Origin of the sequence: Staphylococcus sp. MI 10-1553 (assembly GCF_010365305.1) — a bacterium.
Lineage (GTDB): Bacteria > Bacillota > Bacilli > Staphylococcales > Staphylococcaceae > Staphylococcus.
Window position 1 is genome coordinate 2327445 of record NZ_CP048279.1, and the last position, 17698, is coordinate 2345142.

At 37.5% G+C, this 17698-nt stretch carries 15 protein-coding genes; 5 read left to right on the forward strand and 10 right to left on the reverse strand.

What is annotated here, in order from left to right; genetic code table 11:
• From uvrB to fakB1, 9 genes are all read right to left on the reverse strand, one after another.
• Positions 1-1983, reverse strand: coding sequence for an excinuclease ABC subunit UvrB (uvrB, locus tag GZH82_RS10990; protein ID WP_162682509.1), 1983 nt, complete (start codon positions 1981-1983; stop codon positions 1-3).
• A 169-nt stretch (positions 1984-2152) separates the two neighbouring features.
• Positions 2153-2398 carry a CsbA family protein gene (locus GZH82_RS10995; protein WP_162682510.1) on the reverse strand — a complete coding sequence of 82 codons (246 nt, stop codon included), beginning with the start codon at positions 2396-2398 and terminating at the stop codon, positions 2153-2155.
• Positions 2399-2403: 5 nt separating this feature from the next.
• Positions 2404-3045 carry a YfbR-like 5'-deoxynucleotidase gene (locus GZH82_RS11000; RefSeq protein WP_162682511.1) on the reverse strand — a complete coding sequence of 214 codons (642 nt, stop codon included), beginning with the start codon at positions 3043-3045 and terminating at the stop codon, positions 2404-2406.
• A 167-nt stretch (positions 3046-3212) separates the two neighbouring features.
• A protein-coding gene (gene prfB / locus GZH82_RS11005) for a peptide chain release factor 2 (protein ID WP_096542285.1) occupies positions 3213-4317 on the reverse strand; the annotation gives its coding sequence in 2 pieces (ribosomal slippage) (positions 3213-4244 and positions 4246-4317; 1104 coding nt in all).
• Between the two features lie 39 nt (positions 4318-4356).
• Positions 4357-6885, reverse strand: coding sequence for a preprotein translocase subunit SecA (gene secA / locus GZH82_RS11010; protein WP_162682512.1), 2529 nt, complete (start codon positions 6883-6885; stop codon positions 4357-4359).
• Positions 6886-7326: 441 nt separating this feature from the next.
• Positions 7327-7887, reverse strand: a complete 561-nt coding sequence (gene hpf, locus GZH82_RS11015) for a ribosome hibernation-promoting factor, HPF/YfiA family (protein ID WP_162682513.1) — start codon at positions 7885-7887, stop codon at positions 7327-7329.
• 64 nt (positions 7888-7951) lie between these two features.
• Positions 7952-8599 carry a ComF family protein gene (locus GZH82_RS11020; RefSeq protein WP_238989565.1) on the reverse strand — a complete coding sequence of 216 codons (648 nt, stop codon included), beginning with the start codon at positions 8597-8599 and terminating at the stop codon, positions 7952-7954.
• Positions 8596-9903, reverse strand: coding sequence for a DEAD/DEAH box helicase family protein (locus GZH82_RS11025; protein ID WP_162682514.1), 1308 nt, complete (start codon positions 9901-9903; stop codon positions 8596-8598). Before GZH82_RS11025 ends, GZH82_RS11020 begins: the two co-directional genes overlap by 4 nt.
• Before the next feature lie 154 nt (positions 9904-10057).
• Positions 10058-10942 carry a fatty acid kinase binding subunit FakB1 gene (fakB1, locus tag GZH82_RS11030; protein ID WP_162682515.1) on the reverse strand — a complete coding sequence of 295 codons (885 nt, stop codon included), beginning with the start codon at positions 10940-10942 and terminating at the stop codon, positions 10058-10060.
• Positions 10943-11239: 297 nt separating this feature from the next.
• Here fakB1 and GZH82_RS11035 point away from each other — a divergent pair, with 297 nt between their 5' ends.
• Positions 11240-11875, forward strand: a complete 636-nt coding sequence (locus tag GZH82_RS11035; protein WP_162682516.1) for a YigZ family protein — start codon at positions 11240-11242, stop codon at positions 11873-11875.
• Positions 11876-12031: 156 nt separating this feature from the next.
• Here GZH82_RS11035 and GZH82_RS11040 read toward each other — a convergent pair whose 3' ends face one another.
• Positions 12032-13090 (reverse strand): glycosyltransferase family 4 protein, encoded by a 1059-nt coding sequence (locus GZH82_RS11040; RefSeq protein ID WP_162682517.1) that lies wholly within the window; start codon positions 13088-13090, stop codon positions 12032-12034.
• A 429-nt stretch (positions 13091-13519) separates the two neighbouring features.
• On the opposite strand from GZH82_RS11040, the gene gdpS reads away from it, so the two are divergent.
• From gdpS to pepT, 4 genes are all read left to right on the forward strand, one after another.
• The gene (gdpS, locus tag GZH82_RS11045; RefSeq protein WP_162682518.1) at positions 13520-14590 is read left to right on the forward strand and encodes a GGDEF domain-containing protein GdpS; all 1071 of its coding nucleotides are present in this window, start codon (positions 13520-13522) and stop codon (positions 14588-14590) included.
• 491 nt (positions 14591-15081) lie between these two features.
• Positions 15082-15843: a threonine/serine exporter family protein gene (locus GZH82_RS11050; protein WP_162682519.1), complete on the forward strand. Its 762-nt coding sequence runs from the start codon at positions 15082-15084 to the stop codon at positions 15841-15843.
• Between the two features lie 69 nt (positions 15844-15912).
• A complete protein-coding gene (locus GZH82_RS11055; RefSeq protein WP_236653948.1) occupies positions 15913-16362 on the forward strand; it encodes a threonine/serine exporter family protein in 450 nt (149 codons plus the stop codon).
• 25 nt (positions 16363-16387) lie between these two features.
• Positions 16388-17611 carry a peptidase T gene (gene pepT, locus GZH82_RS11060; protein WP_162682520.1) on the forward strand — a complete coding sequence of 408 codons (1224 nt, stop codon included), beginning with the start codon at positions 16388-16390 and terminating at the stop codon, positions 17609-17611.
• Positions 17612-17698: the final 87 nt, after the last annotated feature.

Sequence of the window (17698 nt, forward strand, 5' to 3'; positions counted from 1 at the left end):
TCACCCTTTTGATTTTAGTTCAAATAATAAATCTCTTAATTCGGTTGCTCTTTCGAAATCTAATGCTTTTGCGGCTTCTTTCATTTCTTTTTCTACATTTTCAATCGTTTTTTCACGTTCTTTTTTCGTCATTTTCTTCGGTACTTCTTTACGTTGATCTTCATTAGTTTCATCCGTTTCGACCGTTGCACTAATGACATCATGAATTTCTTTATTAATTGTTTTCGGTACAATACCATGTTTTTCATTGTACGCGATTTGAATTTCACGACGTCGTTCAGTTTCATCAATCGCAACTTTCATTGAATCTGTTATTCGATCCGCATACATGATGACACGCCCTTTATCATTACGCGCTGCACGACCCATCGTTTGGATTAACGAACGCTCAGAACGTAAGAAACCTTCTTTATCTGCATCCAAAATCACCACTAATGACACTTCTGGAATATCAAGTCCTTCTCTAAGCAAGTTAATACCGATGAGCACATCAAATGTTCCCATACGTAAGTCTCGAATAATTTCAATCCGTTCTAACGTTTTAATTTCAGAGTGCAAGTAATTGACCTTTACACCAGCTTCTTTTAAATAAGTTGTTAAATCTTCACTCATTTTTTTCGTTAACGTTGTAATCAGTACACGTTCGCCTTGTGCTGTTCGTTCTTGAATTTCACTGAGCAAGTCGTCGATCTGATTTTTAGTAGGGCGGACTTCGATTTTTGGATCTAACAAGCCAGTTGGTCGAATAATTTGTTCAATCATTTCATCTGTACGTTCGATTTCATATGGGCCTGGTGTCGCCGATACATAAACAAGTTGTTTCGCTTTTTGTTCGAACTCTTCAAACTTCAATGGTCTATTGTCTAATGCACTCGGGAGACGGAAACCATGCTCGACTAACACTTTTTTACGTGCTTGGTCTCCGTTGTACATTCCACGAATTTGAGGCAACGTAACATGCGACTCATCAATCATAATGAGCCAATCATCACCAAAATAATCTAACAAAGTGTACGGTGTAGAGCCGAGTGGTCGCAACGTAAGATGAACTGAATAGTTTTCAATCCCTGACGTAAAGCCCATTTCGCGCATCATCTCTAAATCATAATTCGTTCGTTGTTCTAAACGTTGCGCCTCGAGTAATTTATTTTCATTTCTTAAATATTCAAGTTGTTCTTCTAATTCTTTTTCAATACGCTCAATCGCAATCTTCATTTTTTCTTCACGGGTTACGAAGTGAGAAGCTGGGAAAAGCGCAAAGTGTTCGCGTTCTTTTAATACTTCACCCGTTAAATAGTTAATCTCACTAATGCGATCTACTTCATCACCAAAAAATTCAACACGAATACATAACTCTTCACGTGAAGCCGGGAAAATCTCAACGACATCGCCGCGTACTCTAAATGTCCCGCGTCTAAAGTCAATGTCGTTTCGTGTATATTGTACGTCAACGAGCTTTCGCAATAACTCACTTCTATCCATTTCCATCCCTACACGAATGCTCACAACTAAGTCACGGTATTCGTCTGGATTACCTAAACCGTAAATACAACTCACACTGGCGATAATAATGACATCATCTCGTTCAAACAGCGCACTCGTTGCTGAATGTCGGAGTTGGTCTATTTCATCGTTAATCGACGCATCTTTTTCAATAAACGTATCGGTAGACGGAACATACGCTTCTGGTTGGTAATAATCGTAGTAACTTACAAAATATTCCACTCTATTTTCAGGAAAGAAGGTTTTGAACTCACTGTACAATTGCCCTGCTAACGTTTTGTTATGCGCAATAATGAGCGTCGGTTTGCCCACTTCTTTAATGACATTACTCATCGTAAATGTTTTACCTGTACCTGTTGCACCGAGTAATGTTTGATGACGCTTGCCTTCTTCTATCCCTTTTACCAGTGCTTTGATGGCTTGGGGTTGGTCCCCTTGTGGTTCGAAATTTGAAGCAATTTTAAAGTCATGATGCTCCATTCACTGTCCGCCTCCTATCTACTTAGTACTCATATTTTAACAGAACACAACGATGAAATACAAACATTTGTTCGCAATCCAACACAAAGAGGAGTGCTTCTGATAACATTCAAACTGTGTCAGATTCACTCCTGATGCCGCTATAATTGCGAAGGCGTATGGACAACGATCACATACCGCCCTCTCTATCATGCTCGATATGATGAATTTTTAGTTCTTCTACAATAATATACCCTGCTAACAATGATACAACGTCAAGGAAAATAATCCATTCATTATGGAAAAATCCTTTATAAACTGAAGCACCGATCACGACTAATGTAATGAGCGTCCCCATCCATTTACTTCTCGTTATCGCGCTGAAAATAACCACAAGGACACAAGGAAAAAAAGCGGCCAATAGATACCAAATCAACCCTATCACATCTTTCTTTTATTTAGGATTTGCATCGTCATTTCTTTTAATTCAGTGCGTGGTATAAATCTTTCAGTTAACATTTCTGGAATAATATTTTCAATAAAATCCTGTACGGAAGCCAAATGATCAAATTGCATAATCGTTTCAAGACTCATCTCATATATTTCAAAAAATAGAGGTTCAGGATTACGTTTTTGTATTTCACCAAATGTTTCATATAATAAATCAATTTTATCTGCGACCGATAGAATTTGTCCTTCTAACGAGTCATCTTTACCTTCTTGTAGGCGACGGCGATAAATATCTTGGTACTGTTCTGGAATTTCTTCTTTAATGAATGTATCAACCATTTCCTCTTCCACTTGTGAGAACAGTTTTTTCAATTCTCCGCTTGCATACTTCACAGGCGTTTTAATATCTCCCGTAAATACTTCAGCAAAGTCATGGTTGAGCGCTTTTTCATATAAACTTTTCCAATCCACTGTCTTACCGTGATACTCTTCAACCGTACCTAAATACTGGGCAATTTTTGTAACTTTGAATGAGTGCGCGGCTACATTATGCTCGAAGTATTTAAATTTCCCGGGTAATCGAATGAGCTTTTCTAAGTCTGATAACCTTTTAATATATTGATGAATTCCCATAATCAACCTCCTCCTGTCATGTTTACGTTTGATGTCCATTTGTTGATTATATTAACACATTTATTCGTGAAATATCACTTGTTTCTTGCCTTTATAAAAAATGATATTGGTGAATGATACATTTCAGGGGCTCGAACAATTGAATGCCCTAGCCCCTGCTTTTCATCTTATTGCATTTGATGTCTTAAATACGCTTCGATAAACGGACCAATCTCACCGTCCATGACTGCGTTGACGTTGCCCGTCTCCTCGTTTGTACGGTGATCTTTCACCATAGAATAAGGGTGGAAAACGTAAGAACGAATTTGACTCCCCCAACCAATCTCTTTTTGTTCACCACGAATGGCAGCTAACTCTTGTTCTTTTTGTTCTAACTCAAGTTGATAAAGTTTCGCTTTCAACATTTTCATCGCTGCTTCTCTGTTTTTAATTTGTGAACGTTCATTTTGATTATTCACCACAATACCTGTCGGATGGTGCGTAATACGGATGGCTGATTCAGTTTTGTTAATATGCTGACCACCCGCACCTGACGCACGGAAAGTATCCACAGTAATATCGTCTGGGTTGATTTCAACTTCGATTTTTTCGTTGTTAAATTCAGGAATTACATCACATGACGCAAATGACGTATGGCGACGCCCTGAAGAATCAAACGGCGAAATACGAACGAGACGATGGACACCTTTTTCAGCTTTTAAGTAACCGTAAGCATTGTGACCTTTGACGAGCATGGTCACACTTTTAACACCCGCTTCATCGCCTGCTTGATAATCGACAATTTCCACCTTAAAACCTTGCTGTTCACAATAACGTTGATACATACGCAACAACATATTTGTCCAGTCTTGAGACTCTGTACCACCTGCACCAGGATGTAGCTCGAGAATAGCATTGTTTGCATCATGTTCGCCATCCAGCAAGAGTTGTAATTCGAATTGATCTACTTTCGTTTGGAATCCAATGACTTCTTGTTCTAAATCATCTTTCATTTCGTCATCATATTCTTCTTGTAACAATTCATACGTTGCAACCATTTCTTCAAGCGTTTCAGCAACTTCATAGTAATTGTTCACAACAGATTTTATGGCATTATTCTGGTCGATAATCGTTTGCGCGCGTTCTTGATTATCCCAAAACTGTGGGTCCGCCATCATCTCTTCATATTCTTGGATGTTCGTCTCTTTATTTTCTAAGTCAAAGAGACCCCCTAAGTTGTTCTAATTTTGCGCTATAACTATCCATATTGCGTTTAAGTTCGGACAATTCCATCGTGTATCGCTCCTTTTAAATATTCAGCTATTGCCACCGCTATTTGCCGTGACAATTTTTATATTTTTTGCCACTTCCACATGGACATGGTTCATTACGTCCGACCTCATGTTCTTTGACAATAGGTTGTGGTTTAACTTTCTCTTTGCCATCTTCAGCTGAAACGTGCTTACCTTCTAATTCTTTCGTTTTCTCACGTTCAACATCTTCTTCTACCGTGATGACAGATTTCAGAATATATTTGCTGACATCTTCTTCAATACTTTGCATCATCATATCGAACAATTGATGTCCTTCATTTTGATAGTCACGCAATGGATTTTGTTGACCATATGAACGTAAATGAATCCCTTGACGGAGTTGGTCCATCGTATCAATATGTGACGTCCAATGATTATCAATCGAACGCAATAATATCATACGTTCAAACTCCGGCATACGCTCGCCTAGTTGATCTTTTTGACGATTGTATGCAGCTTCAATTTTCGCCCAAATGACTTCAAACATATCCTCTCTATCTTTACCGTTAATTTCACTTTCTGTTAAGTCACCTTCATGTAAAAAGATGTCTTGAACATAGTAAATCAGTGGCTCGTAGTCCATCTTTTCTTCGTCTTCATTCAAGTAATGTAGCAATGCGCGGTCTAATGTGGAATGCATCATTTGCATCACTAGGTCCGTACTTTGATCTTGGTCAATGATTTGATTACGTTCTTCATACATGATTTCACGTTGTTTACGTAACACTTCATCATATTCCAAAATACGTTTACGCGCATCAAAGTTGTTACCTTCTACACGTTTTTGTGCAGACTCTACAGCACGTGACACCATTTTAGATTCAATCGGTGTAGAATCATCCATCCCTAGACGACTCATCATCGCTTGCATACGTTCCGAACCGAAGCGCACCATCAAATCATCTTGTAATGATAAATAGAAACGACTGTCCCCTTTATCACCTTGACGACCTGAACGACCACGTAGCTGATCATCAATACGACGTGATTCATGACGTTCAGTGCCAATTACCGCTAGACCACCCAGCTCTTCAACACCTTCTCCTAGTTTAATGTCTGTACCACGTCCGGCCATGTTTGTCGCAATCGTTACGGCGCCTCTTTGACCTGCACCTGAAACAATTTCCGCTTCTCTTTCATGGTTTTTCGCATTGAGGACACTATGACGAATACCGCGTTTTTTCAATAAATTCGAGATATATTCTGATGTTTCTACTGCGACAGTACCCAATAATACAGGCTGACCTTTGCGATGTTTTTCAATCACTTCTTCGACAACCGCATCAAATTTACCTTTTTGACTAACATAAATTAAATCTGAACGGTCGACACGTTGGACAGGTCGGTTCGTTGGAATTTGAGTTACGGTCATGTTGTAAATATTACGAAACTCTTCTTCCTCCGTTTTAGCCGTACCCGTCATACCCGCTAACTTGTTGTACATTCTGAAATAGTTTTGGAATGTAATCGACGCCATTGTCTTAGATTCGTTTTGAATTTGGACATTTTCCTTCGCTTCAATCGCTTGGTGTAAACCTTCTGAGAAACGACGTCCTGGCATTGTACGACCTGTAAATTGGTCGACGATAAGAATTTCGCCACCCGTTACCATGTAATCTACGTCACGCTGCATTGTATAATGTGCACGTAAAGCAAGGTTAATGTGGTGAATAACATCTACATGTTTCACATCGTATAAGTTTTCAATTTTAAACATGCGTTCTGCCTTATCGATACCTTGTTCTGTCAATTGAATACTTTTCGTTTGCACATCATAGTTATAATCTTCTTCAGCTTTAAGCATTTTTGAAAACACATTCGCTTGTGTATATAAAGACGTAGATTTCTCCGCTTCACCTGAAATAATTAGCGGTGTACGGGCTTCATCGATTAAAATCGAGTCTACCTCATCAATAATCGCAAAATGCAGTGGACGCATGACACGGTCTTCTTTGTAATTCACCATGTTGTCACGTAAATAGTCAAAGCCAAGTTCATTATTTGTGCTATATGTGATGTCTTTACTATAAGCTTCACGTTTTTCTATCGTGCTTAAACTATTGAGGTTCAATCCGACTGACAGACCTAAGAAATTGTACAGTTCTGCCATTTCTTCACTTTGAACACTAGATAAATATTCGTTTACCGTAATGACGTGCACACCGCGACCAGTTAATGCATTTAAATAGGTTGGCATCGTTGCAGTTAATGTTTTACCTTCACCGGTTCTCATCTCTGCAATATCACCTTTATGAATGGCGATCCCACCCATAATTTGTACTTTATATGGTGTCATATTGAACACACGTTTAGAAGCTTCACGTACAAGTGCGAAGGCTTCCGGTAAAATATCATCTAATTTATTATTCTGTTTTTTAATATCTTCTATTTGTTGAACTTCTTCTTGAAAAGCTTTCGTCTTCGCTCTCATTTCTTCATCAGTTAGCAACGCAATATCTTCTCCTAATGCGATGACTTTATCTGCTAACTTACTTAAACGTTTGACTTCTCGTTTATTACCGTCAATCATTTTAGTTATCAAACCCATTTTGTTCGCTCCTTTAGCCATAAAACTGTGCCGCTTACAACTACTCATCATATCATTTTTCGGTATAAATTTATACTCAAACCACTTATATATATATACGTATCATTTAACAATTTTATTATAATACCTCATACCGTCAAATAACAATCCGCGATATTTCTTAACACATACCTTTATGGTAATTCGAATCAACTTCCTACTTTATAGACGTTCGACTTATGAATCAAATTAAAAACTTGTAGTCAGACTTTTGAACTATACATGCTCACAAACATTTCCCATATGATAAAAGAAGGGACAAGCTTTAAATCTAATGCATCTGATTAGATTTATACACTTGCCCCACACTTTTTTGTACACATCATCGCACGTTCAATCAAAATCTTTTAGTTATTGAGTTGCTCCGCACAATGAACGTCATCTCTTTATAGTTACTAGAGATTATTCAGTTTCAATCAAGCCGTATTTACCATCTTTACGACGATAAACAATGCTTGTGCCATCTGTTTCACGATTATTAAACACGAAGAAATCATGTCCTAATAAATTCATTTGTAGCACCGCTTCTTCTGAGTCCATTGGTTTTAAGCTGAATGTTTTAGAACGAATGATTTCGATATCAGACGCTGTTGCTTCTTGTTCCACTTCTGGTACAGTCGCTTCAATTTCTGTAAATACATCCTCTTCATAACCACGGTCCCTGTTTTTACGATTAACGCGTGTTTTATACTTACGAACTTGACGTTCAAGTTTATTATTAATTAAATCGATACCTGCATATAAATCATCATGTCGTTCCTCTGCACGAAGCGTTACATTTTTCAATGGAATTGTCACTTCGATTTTAGTACTAGAATTTTGATATGTTTTCACTTTCACATGCGCTGTTGCATTTGGCACATTAGTGAAATAGCGTTCTAACTTACCAATTTTCTCCTCAATATAATTTCTAATAGCATCTGTGATTGTGAGGTTGTCTCCATGAATTTCAAATTTAATCATAGTGCTCGCTCCTTTCAACCTCTTTTTATAATATATTCCTTACTTATATTTTAACATGTTTACGCTATCTCGCAAACGTTAACATACTTAATTTTCTGACTTTTTGTTGTAATAATACATTTCCAGCACAGTGGGCAGTGTGACCGGTCGTATAAATATCATCAATTAGGAGAATACTTTTGTTTTCCAGAGAAATATTACTATCGAAGTAAATGGGATTATCGACTGCGTAACGTTCTGAACGAGATAATGCAAATTGTTTCGAGCGAGGATGCATTTTTAAACATGCGACATAAGGTAATTCCAAATGATGAAGTATCGTTTGAACTGGATTAAAAGTGCGCTGCAAATCGTGATCCTGACTAGACGGCATCGGTACAATCATCTCATCTTTCACACGTTTTATACGTATATAGTGTGCAAAAACTTCCGCAAGTGCTACGTCATTTAAAAATTTATACTGGTGTATCAATGTCTTCACAAAACGATCATAATGAAAAAGTGGTTCAATGCGTTCAAATTGTACACCCATATCGGCTAGGTTCTGACAATTGTGGCATCCCCCTGAAAGATCTAATTTACCTTTACAGTATGCACATCGATCCGTCTCATCAAAACGACAATTTTCGATTAATTCACGACATTTCGGGCATAAAGTATGCGTTTTTGAAAATAGGTTCACCATTAAAATATCTTCATACATCGTGTTCATACAAAAAAGACATCGTTTGATTTAATCCACCCTCGTTTCCTTGCTAGTTGATTCATTTCAGCAATTTGACGACGAGCATCATACATCGCCCTAGTACGTCCTTCATGCAAAAACAACACTTCACCATCGGGACAAACTGCTTTACGTCCTACACGCCCTGCAATTTGTATTAAAGCCGTTGAAGTGTAGCGATGACTATCAACAACCCATACATCTAAATAAGGCATCGTGAAGCCTCTTTCCAATATCGTCGTCGTTAACATGATGTCGTATAGACCGTTTCGTAAAGCCTCTACTTTATTTAACCGTTCAGGGTCTTCACTGTAAACCAATCCTAAACGTTCCACTAAAGGTTCATAAGTTTCAAAAAATCGCTTCATTTCACGTATATCACTGAAAAAAATTAAAGTTGTCCGTTGCTGTTCTTGCTGGGCTTTCATGCGTGTAAATAAATAAAACTGTACTTTGTTCACTCGAAGCTTAAAATATTTAAATGTAGGAATCACTAAAGGATGCTGATGGAATCTTGCTGGCAAAGTAATCGTATGTGCATCATCAAATTGTGCTTTTAAATGCGGCGGTGGCGTTGCTGTCATATATATGAGTGCTTTTTCCGTTCTTGCTGCATTTTCAATCGTTTGCATTAAAGACGGATCCATTGCGAGCGGAAAAGCATCGACTTCATCAATAAAAACAACGTGAAAATGTCGCTTGAATCGATACAGTTGATGCACCGTCGAAATGACAAAATGCGCTTCATACTGTTGCTGACTTGCTTGATGTAATATATCAATGGCTTCATTTAAAAATGTTTGCTTAATACGTGTACTCACTTCAATGACAACATCTAACCGTGGTGAAACGACCGCGACATTGTATCCTTGACGACGCGCCTGTGCAATGGCTTCAAACATCATCTCAGTCTTACCTGCACCTGTCACGGCATGAAGTAATAATGATTCATGACGTAGCACAGCTTGAACAATACAATCAGAGGCATATTGCTGTTGTGTCGACAGTTGAAAAGGTAACTGATAAGCCGCGTCTGAACGACAAGCGACACTTCTCAATATAAAAACATCTGTCACACTGTCCATCCGCCCCATTTGAATGCAGTGACGACAATAAGTCATTGTTTCGTTCATCACATCACTTTCATATTGATAAAAGTGGTGTCGTTCCTCAGTTGAACATCGTGTACATCGCCATCCTGTTGATGTACGTGTCACACCTTTTTCTACTTGAATAATTTGATTTTCATCGTGTAACGTCGCATCTGTTACGAGTTGGCCATTAAAATACATTTTGAATCTCCTTTCAATAACATACACGTCCCAACGCCTCATTTTACTTTTTTAATTGGAATTTTTTTGCTGATCGTGCCCAGTTTTAAAACGACATCTCTTCAAAATAAAAACAGCCCCCTATCTAAGAAGCTGCTTTAAATCAATTTTATTTTTAACGTTCAACATTGACCGAATCAGGGACATCGATATGACGGTTGACGACACCGATACCAAATCCACCTAATCCTAAATGCGATGCAATAACGGGCCCGAGTTCTGAAAAGACGATATTTTTATTCGGATAATTTTCTTTAAGACCTTTGTAAACCCCTTGAGACTCTTCTCTATCATCGCCACCAATGACCATAATCGTTGACTGTTCATATTGGTTCGATAATTCAACCGCTTTATCTTCAATTAACTTTAGTGCTCTCTTTTTCGTACGTACTTTTTCGTAAGGGACAATCAAACCATCTTCAAATGTTAACACAGGCTTCATTTTTAATAAATTCCCAATCCACGCTTGGGCACCTGTAATACGACCACTTTTATGCAAGTTCTTCAAGTCATCTACAACTAAAAATGCCCCTACATGTTGAACCATATCGTCTAGATCTGACAATATCGCTTCGACATCTAACCCTTGTTCAATCAAGTCTAAAGCACGCAATACAAGTGATCCTTCAGGTAAACATGCAATTTTGGAATCAACTGGATGTACGCGAATCCCCTCTACCATTGTTGAAGCTTGCATCGCCGTTTGATATGCCCCGCTGATGCCACTTGAAAGATGCACAACAATGACATCTGTGTAACCTTCATCTCTATACGCTTCGTACGCACTGATCATTTCACCAATGGCAGGTTGGCTTGTTGTTGGAATAGATTTTGATGTTCTTAATATTTCATGAAATTCGTCTGCAAAGATTGAAATATTCTCTTTGTAGTTTTCACCGTTTTCTAACGTAATACTTAACGGTACAGTACGAATATTATTTTTTTCTAATATATGTTGAGGGATATAGCTTGTTGAATCAGTCATGACAGCTATTTTCATGTTTTCTTCCTCCTCTAAAGCAAACACTTAATTTTAATCACACATATGTGCAAAAACATTCATCATAGACGGTATTCTTTTTTGTATGAATGTATCTCGACAGTTTATTATATAACAAAATGCATCAGGGAATGCTATTTTTTCAAGCTTTCTTTGTCATCGTGACATTCTTTATTTTCCCATATGCTTCTATCATACTATATTTTGCAAAGGCATGTAGCATACTTTCACATCTTTAAGTTAAATTTAAATATAGTATAATGAGTTAAGCAATTATTACAATAAAGGGTGACCTGTATGACAGATTCAGTAATTACGATTAAAGATGAACACATTATAGAAAACGTCATTAGTAAATCTCGTTTCATTGCCCATATTAAACCGGTCCGTGATGAGGATGAGGCAAAAGCATTTATTGAAACGAAGAAAAAGGAACATCGAGAAGCAACGCATAACTGTTCGGCTTATACGATTGGTGATACGATGCTCATTCAAAAAGCACATGATGATGGCGAACCGAGTGGCACGGCAGGTGTTCCAATGTTAGAAATGTTAAAAAAGTTGGATGTCCATGATGTCGCTGTTGTGGTTACGCGCTATTTCGGTGGTATTAAACTCGGCACAGGTGGCCTCATACGTGCATATGGTGGTGCCGTACGCGATGTGATTCAAGATGTCGGTCGCGTTGCATTACGTCCGGCGATTCCTGTCCGTATTTCGATGGCATATGATTTAACTGGAAAATTTGAATACGAACTCCAATCGACCACTTTTATACTTCGCGATACCGCATATACGGATCAAGTGACGTACCATATTGATGTCCTTGAAGAAGAATATGAGGCATTCATTCAATTTGCAAATCAACATACCCAAGGTAAATATACTTTAGAAGCTGACCCAGTGATGCGCTTGCCGTTTGATATTGATTAATTTTGTAACCTTGTACAACATTTCCTCTCGTGTACTTTCCATGTTGCACTCAAAGCTGCATACCGTATGAAAAAAGTATTGTTCGGTACTTTCAACAATTCAAAAACTTATCCCCCATCATTACGATGAGGGATAAGTGTTATCATGTTTCAATGTTTATTTTTTACTTCTTAATCGCTTTTGTTTCGCTATGAGATCAAGTAATGGTCGATAATCATCGTCTATTAAGCCAGTGAATTCAACAATCAATTCAATCGTAATGACAATGAGGATAATCATCAAAAAGACGCCCCACGGTTGTGAGAGGTATAAAATAATACTCACGACGCTAAACATAAACGCGATAGAATAGATTAAAATCACCGTTTGTCGATGCGTATAACCGAGCTCTAATAACTTGTGATGTAAGTGAGATTTATCGGCTTGCATAATATGTTGACCTTTTTTAACACGGCGAATCATCGCAAAGAGTGTATCAATAAATGGCACTGCTAAAATAACAATTGGGAAAAATAAGGAAATAAACGTAATATTTTTAAAACCGAGTAGTGATACGAAACCGATAATAAAGCCAATACATAACGCGCCACTATCTCCCAAAAAGATTTTAGCCGGATGAAAATTGAAAGCAAGAAATCCAACAAGTGAACCAATCAAAACACTACAAATCATAATAATAAAAATATTGCCTTGTAAAATCGCAATAAACGCAATCGTCACAAGCGCAATGACAGAAACGCCTGCTGCAAGTCCATCTAAGCCATCTATTAAGTTAATCGCATTCGTAATGGCTACAATCCAAAAAATGGTAATTGGGATACTCAACCATCCAAAGTAAATAGTTGGTCCAATCGGAATGGAAATAAAATCGATAGTCACGCCGTACGACACAACGACTAATGCCGCCGCAATTTGACCTATTAATTTAAGTATAGGTTTTAAGTCGTATAAATCATCTATTAATCCAACAAAATACATAACAATTGCACCAAGTAATAGCGGCTTGATTTCTCGTTCAATCGGATGTCCAAGCCAAATTCCTATTAAGAAAGATAATAATATTGCTGTACCCCCAAGCATCGAAATGGGTTTAGTATGTATTTTACGGAAGTTGGGTTTATCTACAATATCTAGCTTTTTAGAAACGGCTATTACTATTGGTGTAATTATTAAACTGACTATCATCGAGACGCCAATGAGTGTTAAAGTATACATCAGTTCACCTACATTACACGGAATTTTTCTTCATTCGTCGTTCAACAATGGCAAAAATCATTTGGAACATTTGCTATCTCATTCATTCGCAATCAAACGACTTCAGCACATCAGTTAAATACAAGACAACACACAATACACGATTATACATTAATTATTTTTTATTATGTCAGTGTTGCCAATATATATATTTTACATTAAATTAAAAGCACATTAAACCCATCAATTAAATTGAATGATGTATGTATGTTTCATTAAATAAAAGCGTTGATAAGGTTAAAATACACGTTTATTTTATCACATCTTAGGACTCAAGTTCCTATAAAAACATTTTCAATCGCATAAATCTTTACACGTTATAAAAAATAATGACAAATTGTAACATTTCACATACAATAACTAATGGTAAAGAAAAGGAGTCGCTTAATTATGATTGAAGCTATTATTTATAATATTTCAGTAACGATTGCTGGAATATATTTATTTCATCGTCTTCAATACGCTGAATCTCATGACTTTAGATTCTCAAAAAGTTATATTACCGTATTGATGACTATCGTTGGATTGTTACTTGCATTTCAACCTATTCCAATCGAAAACTATATGATTCAACTTTCTTTTGTCCCTTTACTCTTTTTAGGCCGATATACAAATTCATTTTACACAGTATTCGCAGCAGTCATTATCGCTTTGGTCGGTTACTTTGTATTATCGACTACATTAACTTATGCTGTGTCGTTGTTAGTCATTGCAGCTATTGTAAGTACAATTGGACCATTTCTCAAGCAAAATCATGTTGTTGCGATCCAAATCTTAAATATTTTAAGCATTATTATTTTAGCCATTATTGCAATGATTATGCCGTCATTTGATATCGTAGAAGTGCTCTATTTAATCCCTATTTCAATGATAGCAACATTAGTAACAGCCGTATTTTACGTAGACTTGCTTAGATTCTTCTCACTCATTGAACGTTACGAGAATGAAGATACTGTTGATTACTTAACAGGTTTAGGCAATGTAAAAGAATTTGACCGTCATTTAAACGAGATGGCACGCGTAGCAGAAGATAAACAACAAAGCTTAGCGTTACTATTAATTGATATTGATGGTTTTAAAGATGTGAACGATACCTATACACATCATGCCGGTGATGCCGTATTAAAACAAATGTCTCACCTTTTACAAAATTACGTGCCTAAAAATACACGTATTTTCCGAAACGGGGGCGAAGAGTTTTCGATCGTCTTACGTGATTGCTCTTTAGACGAATGTGTCAAACTTGCTGAAAGTATCCGTAAAGCTGTAGAAAAATCAAATTTCCATATGCCAGACAAAATTGTCATTAAACTCTCCGTTTCTATTGGCGTCGGTTACATGACGAGTGAAAGTCATAAATCACAACGCAAATTATTTAAAGATGCTGATGATATGTTACATGTCGCGAAAAACGAAGGGCGTAACCAAGTTATGTTCAACCCTATTATCAGCCCAAAATAACATATTAAAGTCACCTTTCACTTATGTATAGAGAGGTGGCTTTTTTATATCTCACTCATTTCAGCACTTAGTTTTTACTCAACAAAAAAGAAATTGGGATAACGTTCGCCAGTAGCCCTACAAAAAAACAAATGAATGAAATAAAGTTTAAGACCAATGCATTGAAGCAACATCCTAAAGATTGCAAGAACGATTCGACGCCCCCGAAGGATTAAGACGCAGCGGAAAATCCAATTCGGCTTCTACCAGTGTATACTTCAATCAAGCCGAATTGAGTTGAGGCAAGTCCTTGGGAAAGAAAGAATCCATTCTACAATCTTAATTTTCAGATACGCGTACCATATTTAAATAGAATTTCATCCCCCACTTCATTTTCATTCATTTGCCAAATCACCATTTTAAAACTTTCATAAAAACTAAGTATTAACTATTGCAAGTGGTATTATTCCCATGTAGACTGACTATTGATTGAGATGAAAGGAGACACAGCCATGGCAGAAGCACTCACGATTATTGATGAAAACAAAGTCATTGATGTCGTCCTACTTGCTGGTAAGGTTTTGTTGGAAAGTGGCGCAGAAACATATCGTGTAGAAGATACAATGGGCCGTATTGCAGCGAGCTTTGGTCTAGAAGATACATACGCCTTTGTAACATCAACAGCGATTATTTTTTCACTGAATGACCGAACGAATACACGTCTTGTTCGTGTACGTGAACGGACGACAGACTTAGAAAAAATTGCACTCGCCAACAATATTTCAAGAAAGATTTCGCGTAATGCGTTAACGTTAGACGAAGCAAAAGCGGAACTGATTCACTTAGAGCACGCTTCATTACAATATTCATTTATCATTAAGTTTTTAGCTGCATCTATCGCATGTGGTTTCTTTTTATTTATGTTCGGCGGTGTTCGACATGATTTTATTTATGCCGTTATTGCAGGAGGCGCTGCATTTTTAACATTCGACTTAGTCCAACGCTTTATTCAAATTAAATTTTTCTCAGAATTCATTAGTGCAACAGTTGTAATTGCAGTGGCCGCTTTTTTCACTAAAAATGGATGGGCTATCAATCAGGATATTATTACCATTGCTGGCGTCATGCCACTAGTACCAGGAATTTTAATTACAAATGCCATTCGTGATTTAATGGCTGGTGAACTTTTAGCAGGCATGTCACGTGGTGTAGAAGCTGCCCTCACTGCATTTGCGATTGGGGCCGGCGTTGCGATTGTATTACTTATTTTCTAGAAAGGTGTGAGGACATTGACTTATATTTTTTATTATATTGCACAGTTTCTAATCAGCTTTGTTTCAACGATGTTATTTTCAATCATTTTCAATGCGCCAAAACGCCTTTTACTCGCATCAGGCTTTGTAGGTGCCATGGGTTGGTCCATTTATAAATTTACAGTCGATATGAACTATGGGATTGTCATGGCTGCTTTTTTAGGAAGTTTTATCCTTGCGATTATGAGTCATACGATGAGCCGTCGTTATAAGCGCCCTGTCATTATTTTCATTGTGCCAGGTATCATTCCATTAGTGCCTGGTGGTGCAGCATATGAAGCAACCCGTTTACTCGTAACAAATGCTTATACGCCTGCAGTGAATCAATTTTTAGAAGTGACTTTAACATCAGGTGCCATCGCATTCGGTATTCTTTGTGCCGAAATCTTCTACTACATCTATACACGACTTAAACATGCTTATGGTAAACTTAAAGGAAAGCATTATCGTAAAGGATACCATATGAACAACCGTATCTAAGTAGATAAAAAAAGGAGCGTTAAGTATGAAAGAACAAATTATCGAAAGACTCTCACGTTACGTTAAAATCAATACACAATCTAATCCGAATAGCGAGACAACCCCTTCTACTGAGCGTCAATGGGATTTACTTCATCTTTTAGAAAGTGAATTAAAAGCGATGGGCCTCGATACCGATTTAGATCATCACGGTTACCTATTTGCCACATTAGAAGCGAATATTGAAACAGATGCACCTACGATCGGATTTTTAGCGCATGTGGATACGTCACCTGATTTCAACGCCGCAAATGTAAACCCACAAATGATAGACAATTATGACGGCGGCGTCATCACTTTAGGTACTTCTGGCCGTGAAATCAATCCCGAAGTCTTTCCAGATATCCTTAAAGTCAAAGGGCATACATTAATGACAACAGACGGAACTTCACTACTTGGTGCCGATGATAAAGCAGGTGTAGTCGAAATTATGGAAGCACTCCAATATTTGATTGCACATCCAGAAATTAAACATGGTCGTATTCGTGTCGGCTTTACCCCTGATGAAGAAATTGGTCGTGGTCCTCACAAATTCGACGTTGAACGTTTTGATGCGGATTTTGCCTATACAATGGATGGCAGTCAGTTAGGTGAATTACAATTTGAAAGTTTTAACGCGGCAGAAGCTAAAATTACGTTTGAGGGTGTGAATGTTCACCCAGGTTCTGCTAAAGATAAAATGGTCAACGCGCTAAATTTAGCTAATACGTTTCATCAAGCGTTACCTGCCAATGAAGTTCCAGAGCACACGGAAGGTTACGAAGGTTTCTTCCACCTCATGGAAATGAATGGTAACGTTGAAAAAGCGACTGCACAGTATATCATTCGTGATCATGACAGCACTTCTTTTGAAAATCGAAAGCAACAACTCATTGCGATTCAAAAAGAGATGAATGCACGTTATTATTATGATCCTGTTCATCTCGTGATCAATGACCAATATCGAAACATGGCAGAAAAAATTACGCCGCTTCAACATATTATCGACATTCCAAAAGCGGTTTATGCTGAACTTAATATCACACCGAATACTGAACCTATTCGTGGCGGTACAGATGGTTCCCAACTTTCCTTTATGGGCCTACCGACACCGAATTTATTTACAGGCTGTGATAACTTCCACGGTCCTTACGAATATGCTTCTATCGATGTCATGGCACAAGCCGTACAAGTCATCTTAGGCATCGTACAAAAAGTAACTGAAAAATAAGCCTTATAAAAAGAGAGCGGTATAGTGGGGTTTGATGATTATAATATCATCAATGCCTCTTAAACGATCAAGAGACTGGAAAACTTA

Bases quoted from the DNA above. Each gene is read 5' to 3' on its own strand.
- GZH82_RS11040 (WP_162682517.1), bottom strand. From the start codon at position 13,090: ATGTATACTTTAACACTCATTGGCGTCTCGATGATAGTCAGTTTAATA.
- GZH82_RS11055 (WP_236653948.1), top strand. From the start codon at position 15,913: ATGTTATTTTCAATCATTTTCAATGCGCCAAAACGCCTTTTACTCGCA.
- pepT (WP_162682520.1), top strand. From the start codon at position 16,388: ATGAAAGAACAAATTATCGAAAGACTCTCACGTTACGTTAAAATCAAT.
- fakB1 (WP_162682515.1), bottom strand. From the start codon at position 10,942: ATGAAAATAGCTGTCATGACTGATTCAACAAGCTATATCCCTCAACAT.
- secA (WP_162682512.1), bottom strand. From the start codon at position 6,885: ATGGGTTTGATAACTAAAATGATTGACGGTAATAAACGAGAAGTCAAA.
- GZH82_RS11025 (WP_162682514.1), bottom strand. From the start codon at position 9,903: ATGTATTTTAATGGCCAACTCGTAACAGATGCGACGTTACACGATGAA.
- GZH82_RS11050 (WP_162682519.1), top strand. From the start codon at position 15,082: ATGGCAGAAGCACTCACGATTATTGATGAAAACAAAGTCATTGATGTC.
- GZH82_RS11020 (WP_238989565.1), bottom strand. From the start codon at position 8,599: ATGAACACGATGTATGAAGATATTTTAATGGTGAACCTATTTTCAAAA.
- uvrB (WP_162682509.1), bottom strand. From the start codon at position 1,983: ATGGAGCATCATGACTTTAAAATTGCTTCAAATTTCGAACCACAAGGG.
- gdpS (WP_162682518.1), top strand. From the start codon at position 13,520: ATGATTGAAGCTATTATTTATAATATTTCAGTAACGATTGCTGGAATA.
- GZH82_RS11000 (WP_162682511.1), bottom strand. From the start codon at position 3,045: ATGGGAATTCATCAATATATTAAAAGGTTATCAGACTTAGAAAAGCTC.
- hpf (WP_162682513.1), bottom strand. From the start codon at position 7,887: ATGATTAAATTTGAAATTCATGGAGACAACCTCACAATCACAGATGCT.
- GZH82_RS11035 (WP_162682516.1), top strand. From the start codon at position 11,240: ATGACAGATTCAGTAATTACGATTAAAGATGAACACATTATAGAAAAC.